This window comes from Streptomyces sp. NPDC046881, from assembly GCF_040645015.1.
In the GTDB taxonomy this organism is placed as follows: Bacteria; Actinomycetota; Actinomycetes; order Streptomycetales; family Streptomycetaceae; genus Streptomyces.
This window is the reverse complement of sequence record NZ_JBEYXJ010000095.1, coordinates 19,358-33,722: the sequence shown is the minus strand read 5'-3', so window position 1 is coordinate 33,722 and position 14,365 is coordinate 19,358. Positions and strand designations below refer to the sequence as shown.

Sequence of the window (14,365 nt, the reverse complement as noted above, 5' to 3'; positions counted from 1 at the left end):
CGAAGGCGTCGCCGCCCACTACGGCGACCTGTACCGCGAGCAGCGCGCCCTCGCCGACGGCACCGGATTCGTCGACCTGTCCCACCGCGGCGCCCGCCGCGGGCCGGTCTCATACGACCATTTTTTGAGCTTTTTTCAGGGAGAAACGGGATGGGACTGACCGCGAAGATCCGTACGCGGGACGGGTGGGCCGTGTCGCACGCGGTCGTCACGGTGACCGACATGACCGGCACGCAGGTGCTGCGGGCCGAGGCGGACGCCGAGGGAGCCGTACGGGACACCACCGAGCTGGCACCGGGCGCGTACACCGTGATCGTGACCGCCGTCGGCTACGCGCCCGCCGCGTCCAGCGCGATCGTCACCGCGAGCGGCCGGGCCGAGATCGGCACGGTGACGCTGGCCCGGCAGGGCGGCACCGAGCTGCCGCCGCCCGGGCCGTGGACCATCGACCCGGCGCACTCCTCCGTCGCCGCGGTCGCCCAGCACCTCGGGATCTCCAGCGTGCACGGCCGGTTCACGGAGTTCGGCGGCACCATCGAGATCGCGCCCGACGACGTCGCCAAGTCCCGGGTGGAGGCGGTGATCCGGGCGGCGTCCATCGACACCGGCAACGGCATGCGCGACACGCACCTGCGGTCCGGGGACTTCCTCGACGTCGAACGGCACCCGGAGATCACCTACCGCTCCACGGGGGTGACCCAGGCCGGCTCCGACCGCTGGACGGTCCACGGTGAGCTGTCCCTGCACGGGGTCGTACGGCCGGTGGACCTGGACCTCGCCTACCTCGGCACCGGCGCCGACCCCTGGGGCGGCACCCGCGCCGCGTTCCGGGCCACCGCCGAACTGCACCGCGAGGACTTCGCCATGAACTACAACCAGGTCCTCCAGGCGGGCATCGCCGCCATCGGCACCACGCTGAAGGTGGAGCTGGACATCCAGGCCGTCCAGGGCGACTCGCTGCCCCGGGCGTAGACGTAGGCACAGCAGGGTCAGCCACCGGGGCGCCCACCGCCCCTAGGCTGCCCCCATGGCACCGAACATCGCTACCAACACCCGTGTATCGCTGGACGAGCTGCTGGACTTCGTACGACCCCGCCACCGCGCCCTGCTGATCACCCGCCGGGCCGACGGCTCCCCGCAGGCGTCCCCGCTGACCTGCGGGGTGGACGACTCCGGCCGGATCGTCGTCTCCACCTACCCGGAGCGGGCCAAGACCCGCAACGCCCAGCGCGACCCCCGGGTCAGCCTGGTCGTCCTGAGCGACGAGTGGAACGGCCCCTGGGTCCAGATCGACGGCACGGCCGAGGTCATCGACACGCCCGACTCCGTGGAACCGCTGGTCGAGTACTACCGCAACATCGCCGGCGAACACCCCGACTGGGACGAATACCGTGCGGCCATGCTGAAGCAAGGAAAGTCCCTCATCCGCGTGACCCCCCGGCGGTGGGGCCCGATCGCCACGGGCGGCTTCCCCGCGCGGCTGGTTTCGGGGGAGTAGGCAGCGCGGCCGGCGGGGGAGTCGTCAGCCGCGGGCGACCATCGCCTCGATGCCCGCGATCAGCAGGTCCAGGGCGAAGGCGAAGTCGCGGTCCAGCATCTCGTCCACCGTGTCGCCGCCCCGGGCCGCCATGAGGTCCTTGGACTCCTTCATCACGTCGGCGGTGCCGGGAACCTCGTCCACCAGGGACATGGCCTGCTCGAAGTACTCCTCCGGAGACAGCCCGGTGTCCGCGATCCGCGCCTGGAAGTGCCCCTGGATCGTGCCGAAGCCGTACACGAACTGGAAGACGGCCGCGATCGCCCCCGTCACCCCGTGCGCCGGCAGCCCCGCCCGGCGGACGACCTGCTGGACCACGCGGGAGAACGCGAGCGAATTCGGGCCGATGTTCAGGAAGCGCCCGGCCAGCGGGGACAGCCAGGGATGCCGGACCAGCAGCCCCCGGTACGCGGCGGCCAGCGCCCGCAGCTGCTCACGCCAGTCCTCGTCCGTGTGGTCCGGGTCGGGCAGCCGCAGCTCGGCGTAGGTCGCGTCCAGGGCGAGTTCGAGCAGGTCGTCCTTGGTGTCGACGTACCAGTACAGGGACATCGCGGTGACGTTCAGCTCGGCCGCCAGCCGCCGCATGGAGAACTTGGCCAGCCCCTCCGCGTCCAGCAGCCGTACGGACGCCTCGGTGATCCGCTGCCGGTCGAGCCCGGAGGGCTGCCCACTGCGCCCACCGCGCCGGACCCGGCCCTCCCGCCACACGCTGTCCCGCGCCGACCGACCTGCCTGCTTCGTCACCGGCGGCCCTTCCTCGTTTGCGCTCACTGTCCCAACCTAGGGGCGCGAGGAACTGCGCGACCAGCCACAACGCACCCGCAGTCGCCCCACTACCCCGTCCCCCGTGCCGTTAGGCGGACGCCCTCTCCGCCCGGCGGAGCAATCCGGCCGCCAGGAACCCGCCGACGAGCACCGCGACGGCCCCCACCAGCTGACCCGCGCCCAGCGCAGCGGACAACGACTCCCCCGACGCCACGGAAGAGCTGAGCACAGCGCCCAGCACGGCGACACCAAGCCCGTTCCCGAACTCGGCCAACGTTCCGTTGATGCCGGCCCCCACCCCCGCCCTCTCCGGAGGGATCGCGCTCATGATGGCGTGCGCCATCGCCGGATTCGCCACCGCGCACCCCGCACCGATCAGCAGCAGCCCGAGCAGCGTCCCCGCGTAACCCCCGCTGTCCACCTCGGCGATGGACACCAGGCCCCCGGCCATGCAGATCATGCCGAGCGCGATCGACGCCGGCGTGCCCAGCCGCGCCGCCCACTTCGCCGACAGCCCGCTGAAGTTGAGCACCACCACCGTCAGCGCCAGCGGGGCGGTCCGCAGCCCGGCCTCCAGCGGCTCGTAGCCGAGCACGAACTGCAGGTGCTGCGTCAGCAGGAACAGCGCGCCGCCCATACCGAACACGATGAGCACGGCCCCGGCGACCGCACCCGTGAACCGCCGGTCGCGGAAGAAGTGGACGTCGAGCATCGGCTCCTCGACCCTGCTCTCCCACCAGGCGAAGGCGCCCAGCACCAGCACCGCCACGGCCGCCGTGGCGAGCACCCGCGCCGACGTCCAGCCGTGTCCCGGCCCGGAGATGATCGCGTAGACGAGCGCGGCCATGCCGATGGTGGACAGCAGCGCGCCCAGCAGGTCCGGGCGGTCGCCGCGCGGGTTCTTGGACTCGGGGACGAGGGCCACCACGGCGACCAGGCCCAGCGCCGCGACCGGCAGGTTGATCAGGAAGATCGCGCCCCACCAGAAGTGGTCGAGCACGAAGCCCCCGATCAGCGGGCCGCCGGCGAAGCCCAGCGCGTTGACCGCGCTCCAGATGCCGATCGCCTTCGGCTGTTCCTCGGGGGAGAAGATCTGCATCGCCACGGCCAGCGTGGTGGTCATCAGCAGCGCACCGCCGATGCCCATGCCGGCCCGCGCGGCGATCAGCTGGGAGGTGCTGCCGGCGAGCCCGGCCACGAGCGAGCCGACGCCGAACAGGGCGAACCCGGTGATCAGCATCTTCTTGCGGCCGTAGCGGTCGGCGGCGCTGCCGGCGGTGAGCAGCAGGCCGGACTGCACCAGGGAGTACGCGTTGATCATCCACTGGATGTCGGAGGTCTTCGCGTGCAGCTCGCGGGTGAGCGAGGGGATGGCCACGTTCAGGACGGTGTTGTCGAGCAGCACGGTGAGCTGCGCGAGACAGATGACGCCGAGGATCAGCCAGCGCTGGGGGTGGCCTTGGGATGTCGACATGCCGTACACCGTATAGCGGCTGCTATACGGTGTACAACGCGGTTTCCGGTCGGCTCGCCTCAGTCGCCGGCCTTCCGGGTGAGGTCGTAGAACGTGGCCGACCCCACCGTCACCTTCTTGAAGGTGCTCTGGACCCAGGAGCTGATCTGGGAGGCCGTACCGCCGTTGCCGCCGCCGCCCATGCCGCCGCCGGCGATGAAGTAGTGGATCCGCCCGTCCTCGACGTACTTCTTGAACTGCGCCGGCGTCGGAGAGGGGTCGGTGCCGTTGAAGCCACCGATCGCCATGACCGGGTCGCCGGTGGCGAGCTGGTAACTGGCCGCGTTCTGGGAGCCGACGGAAGCGGCGACCCAGGTGTACGACCCGGCGTCCTTCTCCAGCAGCTTCTTGGCCTCGGACGTCACGCTGGCGCCCTTCAGCAGGCCACCGGCGCCACCGCCCTCGCCCATCCGGCCGCCACCGGGGAAGCCGTTGCCGGTGCCGTTCTGCTGCCCCGGCAGGCCCTGCTGACCTTGCCAGCCCTGCTGACCGTTCTGGCCCGGCATGCCGCCGCCGGGGAAACCGCCACCCGGAAACCCGTTGCCCTGCTGGTTCTGCTGACCCTGCTGGTTCTGCTGACCCGGCCGGCCGTTCTGCCCGCCCGGCATGCCCCCGCCGAAGCCGCCCCGCATGCCGCCACCGCCGGGACCGCCGCCGCGGCCGCCCATCACACTGGCGCCCGCCGGACCGGCCGTGACGATCGACCCGGTGTGGCCCTCCTGGACGGTGCTGAGCGTGTACGCCGTCGGTCCGGCCAGCGCGGCCACGAGACCCACCGCCGCCGCCCCGAGGGCCGGCTGCCGGGGGAGCCGGCCGGCGAAGACCAGGCCGAGCGCCGCGGCCAGCCCGCCGATCAGGACCAGCCACTTCAGCCAGGGCAGGTAGTCGGGGGTCCGGTTGAGCAGGACGTACCCCCAGGCCGCCGCCGCGACCACGGACGCGGCGAGCGTGACCGACGCCCACGACTCCCGCCGCCGCTCCCACAGCAGCCCGGCGCCCATGCCGACGACGGCCGCGAGGTAGGGGGCGAGGGCCACGGTGTAGTACTGGTGGAAGATGCCCGCCATGTAGCTGAAGACCACCATGGTCGTCAGCAGCGAGCCGCCCCAGACCAGGAACGAGGCGCGGGTGACGGACGTCCGGCGCAGCCGGCGCGTGGCCACCAGGCCGGCGGCGAGCAGGATCAGCGCCGCCGGCAGCAGCCAGGAGATCTGGCCGCCGACCTCGGAGTCGAACATCCGGTCCCAGCCGGTCTCGCCCCACATGCCGGTGCCGCCCCTGCCGCCACCGCCGCCCACGCTGCCGGTCTCCTCGCCGTTGAGCCGACCCAGACCGTTGTAGCCGAAGGTCAGCTCCAGGAAGCTGTTGTTCTGCGAGCCGCCGATGTACGGCCGCGACGAGGCCGGCCACAGTTCGACGACCGCGACCCACCAGCCGCCGGAGACGACCAGCGCGAGCGTCGCCGCGGCCAGCTGCCCGCACCGCTTGCGCAACGGCACCGGCGCGCACACCGCGTACACGATCGCCAGCGCCGGCAGGATCAGGAACGCCTGGAGCGTCTTGGCGAGGAACGCGAAACCGATCGCGACCCCGGCCCACACCAGCCACTTCGTGCGGCCGTCCTCCACGGCCCGGACGACGAGGTAGCAGGCCACGGACATCAGCAGGGCCAGCAGGGCGTCCGGGTTGTCGAACCGGAACATCAGCGCCGCTACGGGCGTGAGCGCGAGCACCGCACCCGCGATCAGACCGGCCGCGGGGCTGAACCGGCGGCGCACGGCCGCATGGACGACGGCGACGGTCGCCACGCCCATCAGCACCTCGGGCGCGAGGATCGCCCACGAGTGGAGGCCGAAGACCCGCACCGACAGCGCCATCGGCCACAGCGCGGCCGGCGGCTTGTCGACGGTGATGGCGTTGCCCGCGTCCAGCGAACCGAAGAAGAACGCCTTCCAGGACGCGCTGCCCGCCTGGACGGCCGCCGAGTAGAAGGAGTTGGCGTAGCCGGAGGCGCTCAGGTTGTACAGGTACAGCAGGAGAGTGGCGGCCAGCAGGCCGAGCAGGGCCGGACGGGCCCAGCGGGGGTCCTCGGGCCGGCCGCGCCACACTCCGCGCGGGAACGGCAGCTTGGCTTCCCCTGCCCCGGGGGTGTGCGGGGGCGCGGTCGGGGGCGGCCCCCAGACGGTCGTACCGGTCATCGGGCGTCCTTCGGGTCGGTGTCGTGAGGGTGCACCGGCTGCAACCGCATGGTGGCGTCGGTGGTGTCCCTCCAGTTGCCGTCCGCGGCTTCACCGGCGCGGAAACGGGTGGTCGGGTACGGCTGTTCGTACGGCCGCGCGGACGTCTGCCGCTGGTACGGCACCGGGCGGTGCGGCAGCGGGGCGGACGGCGCCGGGGTGCGGTGCGCCGGCGCGGACGGGGTGTGCGCGGCGGCCCCCGGGGACGGCTCGGTCTCCCCCCGGTCCGGGAAGACCCAGGCGCGGAAGAGCAGGAAGCGCAGCACGGTCGCCGCCAGGTTGGCCGCGATCAGCACCGCCAGCTCGGTCGAGTGCGCCGGGCTGCCGCCCGCCGCGTCCAGGGCGGCGAGCGAGCCGCTGGTCAGGGCGAGACCGATACCGAAGACGACCAGGCCCTGCGCCTGGTGCCTAACCGCGCCGCCCCGGCCGCGCACGCCGAAGGTGAGCCGCCGGTTGGCGGCCGTGTTGGCTATCGCGGAGACCAGCAGCGCGAGCGCGTTGGCGAGCTGCGAGCCGGCGAACTGCCGGAACGCGCTGTACAGCAGCAGGTAGAAGAGGGTGGACAGGACGCCGACCACGCAGAAGCCGACCAGCTGGCGGGCCAGGCCCTTGGGCACGTTGGTCAGGTCGCGGTCGCGCGGGTCGTCACCGAAGGGCCGGGCCAGCCGGTCCAGCGGCAGCGAACCGGTGGCCAGGGCCCTGCCGACCCGCCACACGCCCCTGAGGTCGTCGGTGGCCGTCCGCACGATGTGCACGGTGGAGTCCGGGTCGTCCACCCAGTCGACCGGCACCTCGTGGATCCGCAGGCCCGCCCGCTCGGCCAGCACCAGCATCTCCGTGTCGAAGAACCAGCCGGTGTCCTCCACCAGCGGCAGCAGCACCTGCGCCACATCACGCCGGATCGCCTTGAAGCCGCACTGCGCGTCCGAGAAGCGGGCCTGGAGCGAACCGCGCAGGATCAGGTTGTAGGCCCGGCTGATGAACTCCCGCTTGGGGCCGCGCACGACCCGGGAGGCGCGGGCGAGCCGGGAGCCGATCGCCAGGTCGGAGTGACCGGAGATCAGCGGTGCCACCAGCGGCAGCAGGGCGTTGAGGTCGGTGGACAGGTCGACGTCCATGTAGGCGAGGACCGGCGCCTCGGACGCGGACCACACCGTCCGCAGCGCCCGCCCCCGGCCCTTCTGCTCCAGCCGGAAGTGGGCGACCTCGGGGATCTCCGCCTCCAGCCGCGCCGCCACCAGCGGGGTGGTGTCCGTGGAGGCGTTGTCCGCGATCGTGATGCGGAACGCGTACGGGAACGTGCGCGTGAGGTGCTCGTGCAGTCTGCGGACGCACGGCTGGAGGTCCCTCTCCTCGTTGTAGACGGGGATCACTACGTCCAGGACAGGCGTTCCGGCGGCTGCGGCCGGGAGGTGCTCCCGCGCCGGCAGGGTGCCGGGAGAAGAGTCGGTTCGCATGCCCCGACTCTGGTCAGGCGCCCTGTCGCACCCATGTGGTGGCACTGTGCTGTGCCTGTGAGTCCGACTGCCAGCTCATGCCGGGTTCCGGCCGGGGAGCCGCCGGGGCGAGCGCGGGCAGGTGCACGGTGAACACGGTGCGGCCGGGCACGCTGTCCACGGTCACGGCACCGCCGTGCGCGGCGGCCACGGCCTGCACGATGGCCAGCCCGAGCCCCGTGGACCCGGTGGCCCGGGACCGCGCCGAGTCGCCCCGGGCGAACCGCTCGAAGACGTGCGGCAGCAGCTCCGCCGGGATGCCCGGCCCGTTGTCCTCCACGTCCACGCACATCCACGGCCCGCGCCGCTGCACGCGCGCGGTGACGGTCGTACCGGGCGGGGTGTGATTGCGGGCGTTGCCCAGCAGGTTGACCAGCACCTGCTGCAGCCGGGCCGCGTCCGCCGACACCGGCGCCGGCTCGTCGGGCAGGTCGAGCCGCCAGTTGTGGCCCATGCCGGCCGCGCGGGCGTCGCTGACGGTGTCCACGACCAGCGGGATGAGATCGGTCTCCTCGAACTGCAACGGCCGTCCCGCGTCCAGCCGGGCGAGCAGCAGCAGGTCCTCCACGAGCAGCGTCATCCGCCCGGCCTCGGACTCGATCCGCCCGAGGGCGTGCCGGGTGTCCGGTCCGACCTGCTCGCGGCCGCGCCGGGTCAGCTCGGCGTACCCGCGGATGGAGGCGAGGGGTGTGCGCAGCTCATGGCTGGCGTCGGCGACGAACTGCCGTACCCGCGTCTCGCTCTGCTGCCTCGAGTGCAGGGCGCCGTGCACGTGGTCGAGCATGCGGTTGAGCGCGGCACCGACCTGGCCGACCTCGGTGTGCGGATCGCACTCCGCCTCCGGCACCCGCTCGCTCAGGTTCACCTCGCCGGTGTGCAGGGGCAGTTCGGAGACCCGGGTGGCGGTGGCGGCGACCTTGCGGAGGGGGCGGGTGGCGAGGCCGACCAGCACGTACCCGGCGATGCCCGCGGCGACGAGGCCGGCTGCGGTGACGCTGACCTCGACGAGGATCAGGGTGCTGATCGTGTTGCCGACCGTCTCGGTCGGCAGGCCGACGTAGTAGGTGCCCTCGGCTCCGACGACGTACCGCACGAGGTACTCGCCCAGGCCCGGGACGACGACGGTGTGCGTGCCCCGGGTGGGCACCTTGGCCAGGGCGGCCTTCTGCTCGTCGCTCAGCACGACGGCGTCGTTCCGCTGGAACGGGCCGTTGTCGGTGGCGGCCTTCCTGGCGATGACCGCCCGGGTGACCGTGCCGTCGGTGCCGACCTCGGCGGCGATCGTCTTCGGCTGCGTCGGCCCCTGGACGAAGCCGGTGAGCCGGTCCGTCAGCCCGGGCTCGTTCAGCCCGCCGGGCTTCATACGGCCCGACAGGCGCTTGCCGGCCTCCCCCACCTGCCCTTCCAGCTGGGCGTACAGGTGCGAGCGCAGCGCCAGCGTGGTGACCGTACCGATCACGGCACACACCACGGCGATCAGCGTCACGGACGCGACGACGAGCCGGGTCCGCAGGGTGCGCGGCTGTCCTGCCCGTCGCTTCAGTCGCTCCTGCGGACGCGGCCGTCGTCGCCCGCTCATGACGCGGCAGGCTTGATCAGGTAACCGGCCCCACGCCGGGTGTGGATCATCGGCTCCCGTCCGGCGTCGATCTTCCGCCGCAGATAGGAGATGTACAGCTCGACCACATTGGCCTGCCCGCCGAAGTCGTACGACCACACACGGTCCAGGATCTGCGCCTTGCTGAGCACCCGCCGGGGGTTGCGCATGAGGAAGCGCAGCAGCTCGAACTCGGTCGCGGTGAGGTGGATGGACTCCCCGGCCCGCGAGACCTCGTGACTGTCCTCGTCCAGGGTCAGGTCCCCGACGACGAGCACGGAATCCGACCGCCGGTCGGCCGCCCCGGACCGCCGGATCAGCCCGCGCAGCCGCGCGACGACCTCCTCCAGGCTGAACGGCTTGGTGACGTAGTCGTCGCCGCCCGCGGTGAGCCCGGCGATACGGTCCTCCACCGCGTCCTTGGCGGTCAGGAAGAGGACGGGCACATCGGGCAGCTCGCGGCGCAGCCGCCCGAGGACGGCGAGGCCGTCCATGTCGGGCAGCATCATGTCGAGCACGACGGCGTCGGGCCGGAACTCACGGGCCGTCTGGACGGCTCCCTGCCCGTCCCCCGCGCTCCTGATCTGCCAGCCCTCGTAACGAAGAGCCATGCTCAGCAGTTCGGTGATCGACAGCTCGTCGTCCACCACAAGCACTCGGACGGGGCTCCCGTCCGGCCTCAGCAGTTCGGTGCGCCCCTGGGGCGAGGTCGTGGTCATGGCGGACACCATGTCGGGGTCCTCTGAGAACACGCTTTCACGCATCTGTGAATTCCCTGAGAAACACACAGGCGTCTCCCAGGGGACCCCTGGGTCAGAACAAGCCGTCCGGCTCCCGCCTGAACTCCCGTACCGGAAAGCCGCATCCGGCGTCCGCCGGCCCCGACGGCACCAGCTCCCAGCCGGCCATCAGACGGGTGTCCAGGACGACGACCCCGCGCCCGCCGACCGCCAGATGGAGATCGGGCCCGGCCGCAGCGACCAGTTCGCCGCCCAGTCCCCCGCCGGGCACGAGCTCCAGGACCTCACCGAAGGCCCCCGGCCCCTCGCCGATCCCGAACACCCCTGTGTGGTCCACGACTTCGCAGGGCTCCGGACGCAGTGACTCCGGCCACCCGGTCAGCGCGACGGCCCGCGCGTGCAGCTCCCGCACCTCGACGGCCCGCTCCTCCCCAGTCTCCGGCAGGGCGGACCGCACCGCCCGCTTCTCGGCGTACGGAATCCGGTCCGGCACCCGCAGCGCGGCCCGCAGCAGCTCCTCGGTGCGCCGGGCGGCCATCAGGGGGCCGGTGCCCAGCCAGCTGAAACACACGGCCCCCTGCTCCAGCAGCCGCGCCGGCCCCCGCTCGACGGCGGTGATGCCGACCTTCACCATGCCCGGCCCGAACCACGCCAGATACACGCGGTACGGCCGGGGATCGTCGGCGATCGTGTCGGCGGCCACGGAGTGCGCCCGGTCCAGCCGCGCGCACTCCTCGCACCGGGCCCCCGTACTCCGCCCCGGCACGACCGCCCCCACCGCACAGGCGTTCCCCCGCGCCCCCACACACCTGCGCACGCCCCCCTCCGGCACGGCGAAGGCGACCCGCTTCCCCCGGGGCAGCGCACTGCGCCGCCCGCCGCTCCACTCCAGCACCGGACCACCTGCCGCCCACCGCAGTCCCGTGCATGTCCAGACCTGTGCCATCACTCGTGAGGGTAGGGGGTGGGTCTGACAGTGGATGCGGGCGGATGAGGGGGAGTACGGTGAGCGAAGGCCCGAAGCCGCAACCTTGTTTTGCGGCTTCGGGCCTTCCTCGACCGCTCGGCTACGGCAGCACGTACACCGGCGCGCCCCCGGCCCCCAGTCCCGACTGCCGCATGCAGCCCCGCTTGATCAGCATCCGCACGCAGTCATGGACCCGGTCGAGCGTGAGCCCCGTCCGGTCCGCGACCTCCTCCAGCCGGCAGTGCACCGGGCCGCGCACCAGCCCGGGGGCCAGACAGGCGGCCACGGCGTGCACGTCCTCGGTCACGACGAGGTTCTTCGCCCGCCAGCCGGCGAGGAGCTGCTGGGGGGTCAGGGCGGGCGGGGTGGCCGCCGGGGGCCGCAGCCGGTCGGCGATGAGATCGAGGGTGTCCGCTATCCGGCCGAGCACGTCGTGCACACCGCCCACGCGGTCGGTGAGGACGCCGAGGTGGTCGCTGGCCCGGCGCATCTGCTCGATGCGTTCGATCTGCGCGACCGCCAGCTCCTCGTCCGCCCGGATGTTCCGCTCCTCCAGCCGGACGATCGCGTCGGCGACCTCCTGGGGCATGAGGTAGGCGGTGGTGCCGTCGGCAGCGGGTTGCACGGGGGCGGGGTCCAGGGAGTAGAAGCCGTCGCGCTGGACGGACTCGATGACCTCGCAAACCCAGGTTTTGAAGGGCTGGCACTCGGGCTTGGTGCAGCCGTTGACGAGTTGGACGAGCCCCTTGAGGTTCACCATCTTCATCGAGCGTTGAAGCCTGTGACCTGCAAGTTTGCGCAAGGTGTCGCTTGTACCGACACCTTGTGCAATCTCACCCAGGCTCCTTTGCAAACTGCCGTCAACGTGCGACTTGAGGGCGTCGCGCGTGTTGGAGTAGCCCAGGCGTGCCGCCACATCCACCGCCGGAAACCAGTGCTCCCCCGCCGGCGTGGTCAGCCTCCGCACCCGTGCCCCCGTGGCCGCGAACACGAAGTCGTTGACGTCGATCGCGTCCTGCGTCCGTCCCGTCGGCTCCTCCGACGGGGTGTCGTCCTGCTCGTACATCGAGCATCACCTCCACCCCGGAAGCTAGGGTCGGCGATCGGCAACTTCCGTTCGAAGAGAGCTCGTTCACTCGATAGGGGACAGAGGGATCGATTCGGCAGAAACAACCCCCGGCACCGCGACCGGCCGCTCCTCCACCCGCCGCCCCCGCCCCGCCAACCGGCACGAGACGCACCCGGCGTGCCCCTCCCGGGCCCGCGCGTCCCGGACCCGCATCCCCCACTGCTCCCGCGGCCGTACGCCGGGCGGCTTGCCCCAGCCGGACAGGTGCAGGACCCAGGTCACCAGAACACCGGCCGCCACCACGGCCAACCCGCCGACGACCAGCGGCAGCGAGGCCGCGCACACCCCCCACCCCGCCACGGCACTCCCCGCGGTGGCGATACCGAAGCCGGTCCAGCCGGCGATCGTGTGACCCTCGTCGTACAGACTCATGGAACCGCCTCCAGGGACGAACCCATTCCCTCACGGACTAAGAAGTTTACGCTCCGAATATCTCACGATCTAAGGGATTCCGAAAGATGCACGGCACGCCGCGCCCGCCCGCCACACCGGCCCAGGCGCTGTCGGCGATGGACCACCTCATCGCCGCCCACCTCATCGGACAGCAGGAGCTGGCCCGGCGGCTGGGCCTGAACGTCACCGACCTGACCTGTTTCGCCTTCGTCCTGGAGGCCGGCGAGGACCTGCTGACGGCGGGCGACCTCGCGGCCCGGGCCCACGTCACCACGGGCGCGGTGACCGGCATCCTCAACCGCCTGGAACGCGCCGGCTACGTCACCCGCCGTCCCGACCCCGCGGACCGCCGGCGGGTGCGCGTGGCCGCCGTACCGGACGCCGTCACCCGCGTGGAGGCGGTGTACGCCGGTCACTACAAGCGCCTGACGGCCCTCTTCTCCGACTACTCACCGGAGGAACTGGCGATCATCACCGAGTGGTTCACCCGGGCCACGGGCCTGGCCCACGAATACCTGGAGAAGCTGAACCGCAACGACCCGGACGAGGAGTGCTGACCCGCTGACATGCAGGGGGACGACGAGCCGAGACGCGAGAAGCCCCGGGAGAATCCTCCCGGGGCCCATGACGTCCTCAGCTCGCGGCGCCGGCGTCAGTGGTCGTTGACCCACGAGTGGTCGATGGTCTTGTCGACCGTGGCGCCGCCCCACATGGACACGCCGATCCTGGCGCCCTCCGGCAGGTTGTACACCCCGCCGTACTCGGCATCGCGGACCGAATGGGCGTAGTCCTCCATCGTCCAGAGCGGGTAGCGCTTCTTGCCGTTCACGTACACGATGATGCCCGCCTCGGCGTGGTTCCCGCGGGTGTCGGTCACCTGGATGACGTCACCCTTCTTCCAGACCTGGCCATGGGGCGGCGGACGGAAGCGATCGCCGGGCGCGTCGTTTGGCTACGTACCCTCCGATGCCGAGCAGAGTCAGCGCGATCCCGAGGCTTCCGATGGTCACCAGCACTGTGGGTGCGGCGGAGTTCTCCAACACTCGTCCCTGGACTCCGGCGGCCGCGAAACTGCCCGACTGCTCACCGAGGTGGTAACGCGAGTCGTTGGAGTTCGCACGGTGGTCGCCGAGCACGAACAACCGCCCCTCCGGGACCTTCACGTCGTACGGGCCGACCGCCAGGTCCTCGTAGGCATCCGTCACGTAGGGCTCGTCGAGTGGCTTGCCGTTCACCGTGACCCGGTTCCCGGCTCCCACCACGTGATCGCCACCTGTCCCGATGACCCGCCGCAACACCGGTTCCGCCATATGGCGCTCGGGCGGATCGATGAGTACGACATCACCTCGGCGTATCTCGGTCGCGTCGATGCGCTCGATCAGCGGTCGATCACCCGGACGGTACGTGGGCCGCATCGAGTCGCCCATGACCGTGACCGTCCTGTAGTTCGCGAGGGCGTACACGAGGGCCCCTCCCAGGAGGACCAACCCGAAGGGTGCCAACACCCAGGCCACATCTCTCCACCTGGCGATCGTCCGCCGCATGAGCATCCCTCCCCTTGAACCGCCCAACGGCTGTGCGGGCCAGTAGAGGCTATGTGACGCGCTCACCCATGACCGAGGAGGACCGGCTGATCCAAACCCCGTTGCTGTTCTTCGCTGCTGTACGCCCCGGAAACGCGAGAGGCCCCGGATCTCTCCGGGGCCTCTCGCTCTGAGTGCACTCGGCAGGATTCGAACCTGCAACCTTCTGATCCGTAGGATCGGGCAGGCCCTTGGGCGGGGTCTGCGCCTTCCTGCCGGCTGATCGCTGACCGTCGTAATCAACGGCCTCTGTGTGCCTTCGTTACCGTCAGGGTTGCCGTCAGCGCTGAACGGTGGCATCAGCCAGCGCGACTGGCAGCAATATGCAGGACTCCAGGCCCCGCCGGCTAGGGAGCGATAACTGCGCCCGCTCCAGCCCGACCGACGCCGTGACGCGCGCACAGCCAC

General features: G+C 71.6%; 14 protein-coding genes. 3 read left to right on the top strand and 11 right to left on the bottom strand.

All coding sequences use genetic code 11. The features are described from left to right. The first annotated feature begins 150 nt into the window (after positions 1-150). Positions 151-972, top strand: coding sequence for a YceI family protein (locus tag ABZ923_RS32180; protein WP_361478785.1), 822 nt, complete (start codon positions 151-153; stop codon positions 970-972). A 55-nt stretch (positions 973-1,027) separates the two neighbouring features. After that, positions 1,028-1,498 (top strand): PPOX class F420-dependent oxidoreductase, encoded by a 471-nt coding sequence (locus ABZ923_RS32175; protein ID WP_361478782.1) that lies wholly within the window; start codon positions 1,028-1,030, stop codon positions 1,496-1,498. Positions 1,499-1,522: 24 nt separating this feature from the next. Here the strand turns inward: ABZ923_RS32175 and ABZ923_RS32170 are convergent, their stop codons facing one another. From ABZ923_RS32170 to ABZ923_RS32130, 9 genes are all read right to left on the bottom strand, one after another. Then, on the bottom strand, positions 1,523-2,281 hold the full coding sequence (locus ABZ923_RS32170) for a TetR/AcrR family transcriptional regulator (RefSeq protein WP_361478779.1): 759 nt from the start codon (positions 2,279-2,281) through the stop codon (positions 1,523-1,525). Between the two features lie 109 nt (positions 2,282-2,390). Then, positions 2,391-3,776, bottom strand: coding sequence for an MFS transporter (locus ABZ923_RS32165; RefSeq protein WP_361478776.1), 1,386 nt, complete (start codon positions 3,774-3,776; stop codon positions 2,391-2,393). Positions 3,777-3,835: 59 nt separating this feature from the next. Further along, positions 3,836-6,013 carry a glycosyltransferase family 39 protein gene (locus tag ABZ923_RS32160; protein ID WP_361478773.1) on the bottom strand — a complete coding sequence of 726 codons (2,178 nt, stop codon included), beginning with the start codon at positions 6,011-6,013 and terminating at the stop codon, positions 3,836-3,838. Beyond that, positions 6,010-7,509 carry a glycosyltransferase gene (locus ABZ923_RS32155; protein ID WP_361478770.1) on the bottom strand — a complete coding sequence of 500 codons (1,500 nt, stop codon included), beginning with the start codon at positions 7,507-7,509 and terminating at the stop codon, positions 6,010-6,012. The genes ABZ923_RS32160 and ABZ923_RS32155 overlap by 4 nt, the downstream gene beginning before the upstream one ends. A gap of 13 nt (positions 7,510-7,522) precedes the next feature. Next, the gene (locus ABZ923_RS32150; RefSeq protein WP_361478767.1) at positions 7,523-9,127 is read right to left on the bottom strand and encodes an ATP-binding protein; all 1,605 of its coding nucleotides are present in this window, start codon (positions 9,125-9,127) and stop codon (positions 7,523-7,525) included. After that, entirely contained in the window at positions 9,124-9,864 is a 741-nt protein-coding gene (locus tag ABZ923_RS32145; protein ID WP_236053546.1) for a response regulator transcription factor, read from the bottom strand. The genes ABZ923_RS32150 and ABZ923_RS32145 overlap by 4 nt, the downstream gene beginning before the upstream one ends. Before the next feature lie 94 nt (positions 9,865-9,958). Continuing rightward, positions 9,959-10,831, bottom strand: coding sequence for a DUF2797 domain-containing protein (locus ABZ923_RS32140; RefSeq protein WP_361478764.1), 873 nt, complete (start codon positions 10,829-10,831; stop codon positions 9,959-9,961). 121 nt (positions 10,832-10,952) lie between these two features. Continuing rightward, positions 10,953-11,918: a Bro-N domain-containing protein gene (locus tag ABZ923_RS32135; RefSeq protein ID WP_361478761.1), complete on the bottom strand. Its 966-nt coding sequence runs from the start codon at positions 11,916-11,918 to the stop codon at positions 10,953-10,955. Between the two features lie 66 nt (positions 11,919-11,984). Then, positions 11,985-12,353, bottom strand: a complete 369-nt coding sequence (locus tag ABZ923_RS32130) for an HGxxPAAW family protein (RefSeq protein WP_361478758.1) — start codon at positions 12,351-12,353, stop codon at positions 11,985-11,987. A gap of 86 nt (positions 12,354-12,439) precedes the next feature. Between ABZ923_RS32130 and ABZ923_RS32125 the strand changes: the two genes are divergently transcribed. Further along, positions 12,440-12,931 carry a MarR family transcriptional regulator gene (locus tag ABZ923_RS32125; protein WP_361478755.1) on the top strand — a complete coding sequence of 164 codons (492 nt, stop codon included), beginning with the start codon at positions 12,440-12,442 and terminating at the stop codon, positions 12,929-12,931. 95 nt (positions 12,932-13,026) lie between these two features. Here ABZ923_RS32125 and ABZ923_RS32120 read toward each other — a convergent pair whose 3' ends face one another. Then, positions 13,027-13,251 carry a hypothetical protein gene (locus tag ABZ923_RS32120; protein ID WP_361478752.1) on the bottom strand — a complete coding sequence of 75 codons (225 nt, stop codon included), beginning with the start codon at positions 13,249-13,251 and terminating at the stop codon, positions 13,027-13,029. Between the two features lie 10 nt (positions 13,252-13,261). Then, positions 13,262-13,918, bottom strand: a complete 657-nt coding sequence (lepB, locus tag ABZ923_RS32115) for a signal peptidase I (protein ID WP_361478749.1) — start codon at positions 13,916-13,918, stop codon at positions 13,262-13,264. Between the last annotated feature and the right edge of the window lie 447 nt (positions 13,919-14,365).

What these genes read in the sequence shown, in the direction of transcription:
- ABZ923_RS32155 (WP_361478770.1), bottom strand. Translation starts at nt 7,509, where the DNA reads ATGCGAACCGACTCTTCTCCCGGCACCCTGCCGGCGCGGGAGCACCTC.
- lepB (WP_361478749.1), bottom strand. Translation starts at nt 13,918, where the DNA reads ATGCGGCGGACGATCGCCAGGTGGAGAGATGTGGCCTGGGTGTTGGCA.
- ABZ923_RS32160 (WP_361478773.1), bottom strand. Translation starts at nt 6,013, where the DNA reads ATGACCGGTACGACCGTCTGGGGGCCGCCCCCGACCGCGCCCCCGCAC.
- ABZ923_RS32125 (WP_361478755.1), top strand. Translation starts at nt 12,440, where the DNA reads ATGCACGGCACGCCGCGCCCGCCCGCCACACCGGCCCAGGCGCTGTCG.
- ABZ923_RS32130 (WP_361478758.1), bottom strand. Translation starts at nt 12,353, where the DNA reads ATGAGTCTGTACGACGAGGGTCACACGATCGCCGGCTGGACCGGCTTC.
- ABZ923_RS32135 (WP_361478761.1), bottom strand. Translation starts at nt 11,918, where the DNA reads ATGTACGAGCAGGACGACACCCCGTCGGAGGAGCCGACGGGACGGACG.
- ABZ923_RS32145 (WP_236053546.1), bottom strand. Translation starts at nt 9,864, where the DNA reads ATGACCACGACCTCGCCCCAGGGGCGCACCGAACTGCTGAGGCCGGAC.
- ABZ923_RS32165 (WP_361478776.1), bottom strand. Translation starts at nt 3,776, where the DNA reads ATGTCGACATCCCAAGGCCACCCCCAGCGCTGGCTGATCCTCGGCGTC.
- ABZ923_RS32180 (WP_361478785.1), top strand. Translation starts at nt 151, where the DNA reads ATGGGACTGACCGCGAAGATCCGTACGCGGGACGGGTGGGCCGTGTCG.
- ABZ923_RS32150 (WP_361478767.1), bottom strand. Translation starts at nt 9,127, where the DNA reads ATGAGCGGGCGACGACGGCCGCGTCCGCAGGAGCGACTGAAGCGACGG.
- ABZ923_RS32140 (WP_361478764.1), bottom strand. Translation starts at nt 10,831, where the DNA reads ATGGCACAGGTCTGGACATGCACGGGACTGCGGTGGGCGGCAGGTGGT.
- ABZ923_RS32175 (WP_361478782.1), top strand. Translation starts at nt 1,028, where the DNA reads ATGGCACCGAACATCGCTACCAACACCCGTGTATCGCTGGACGAGCTG.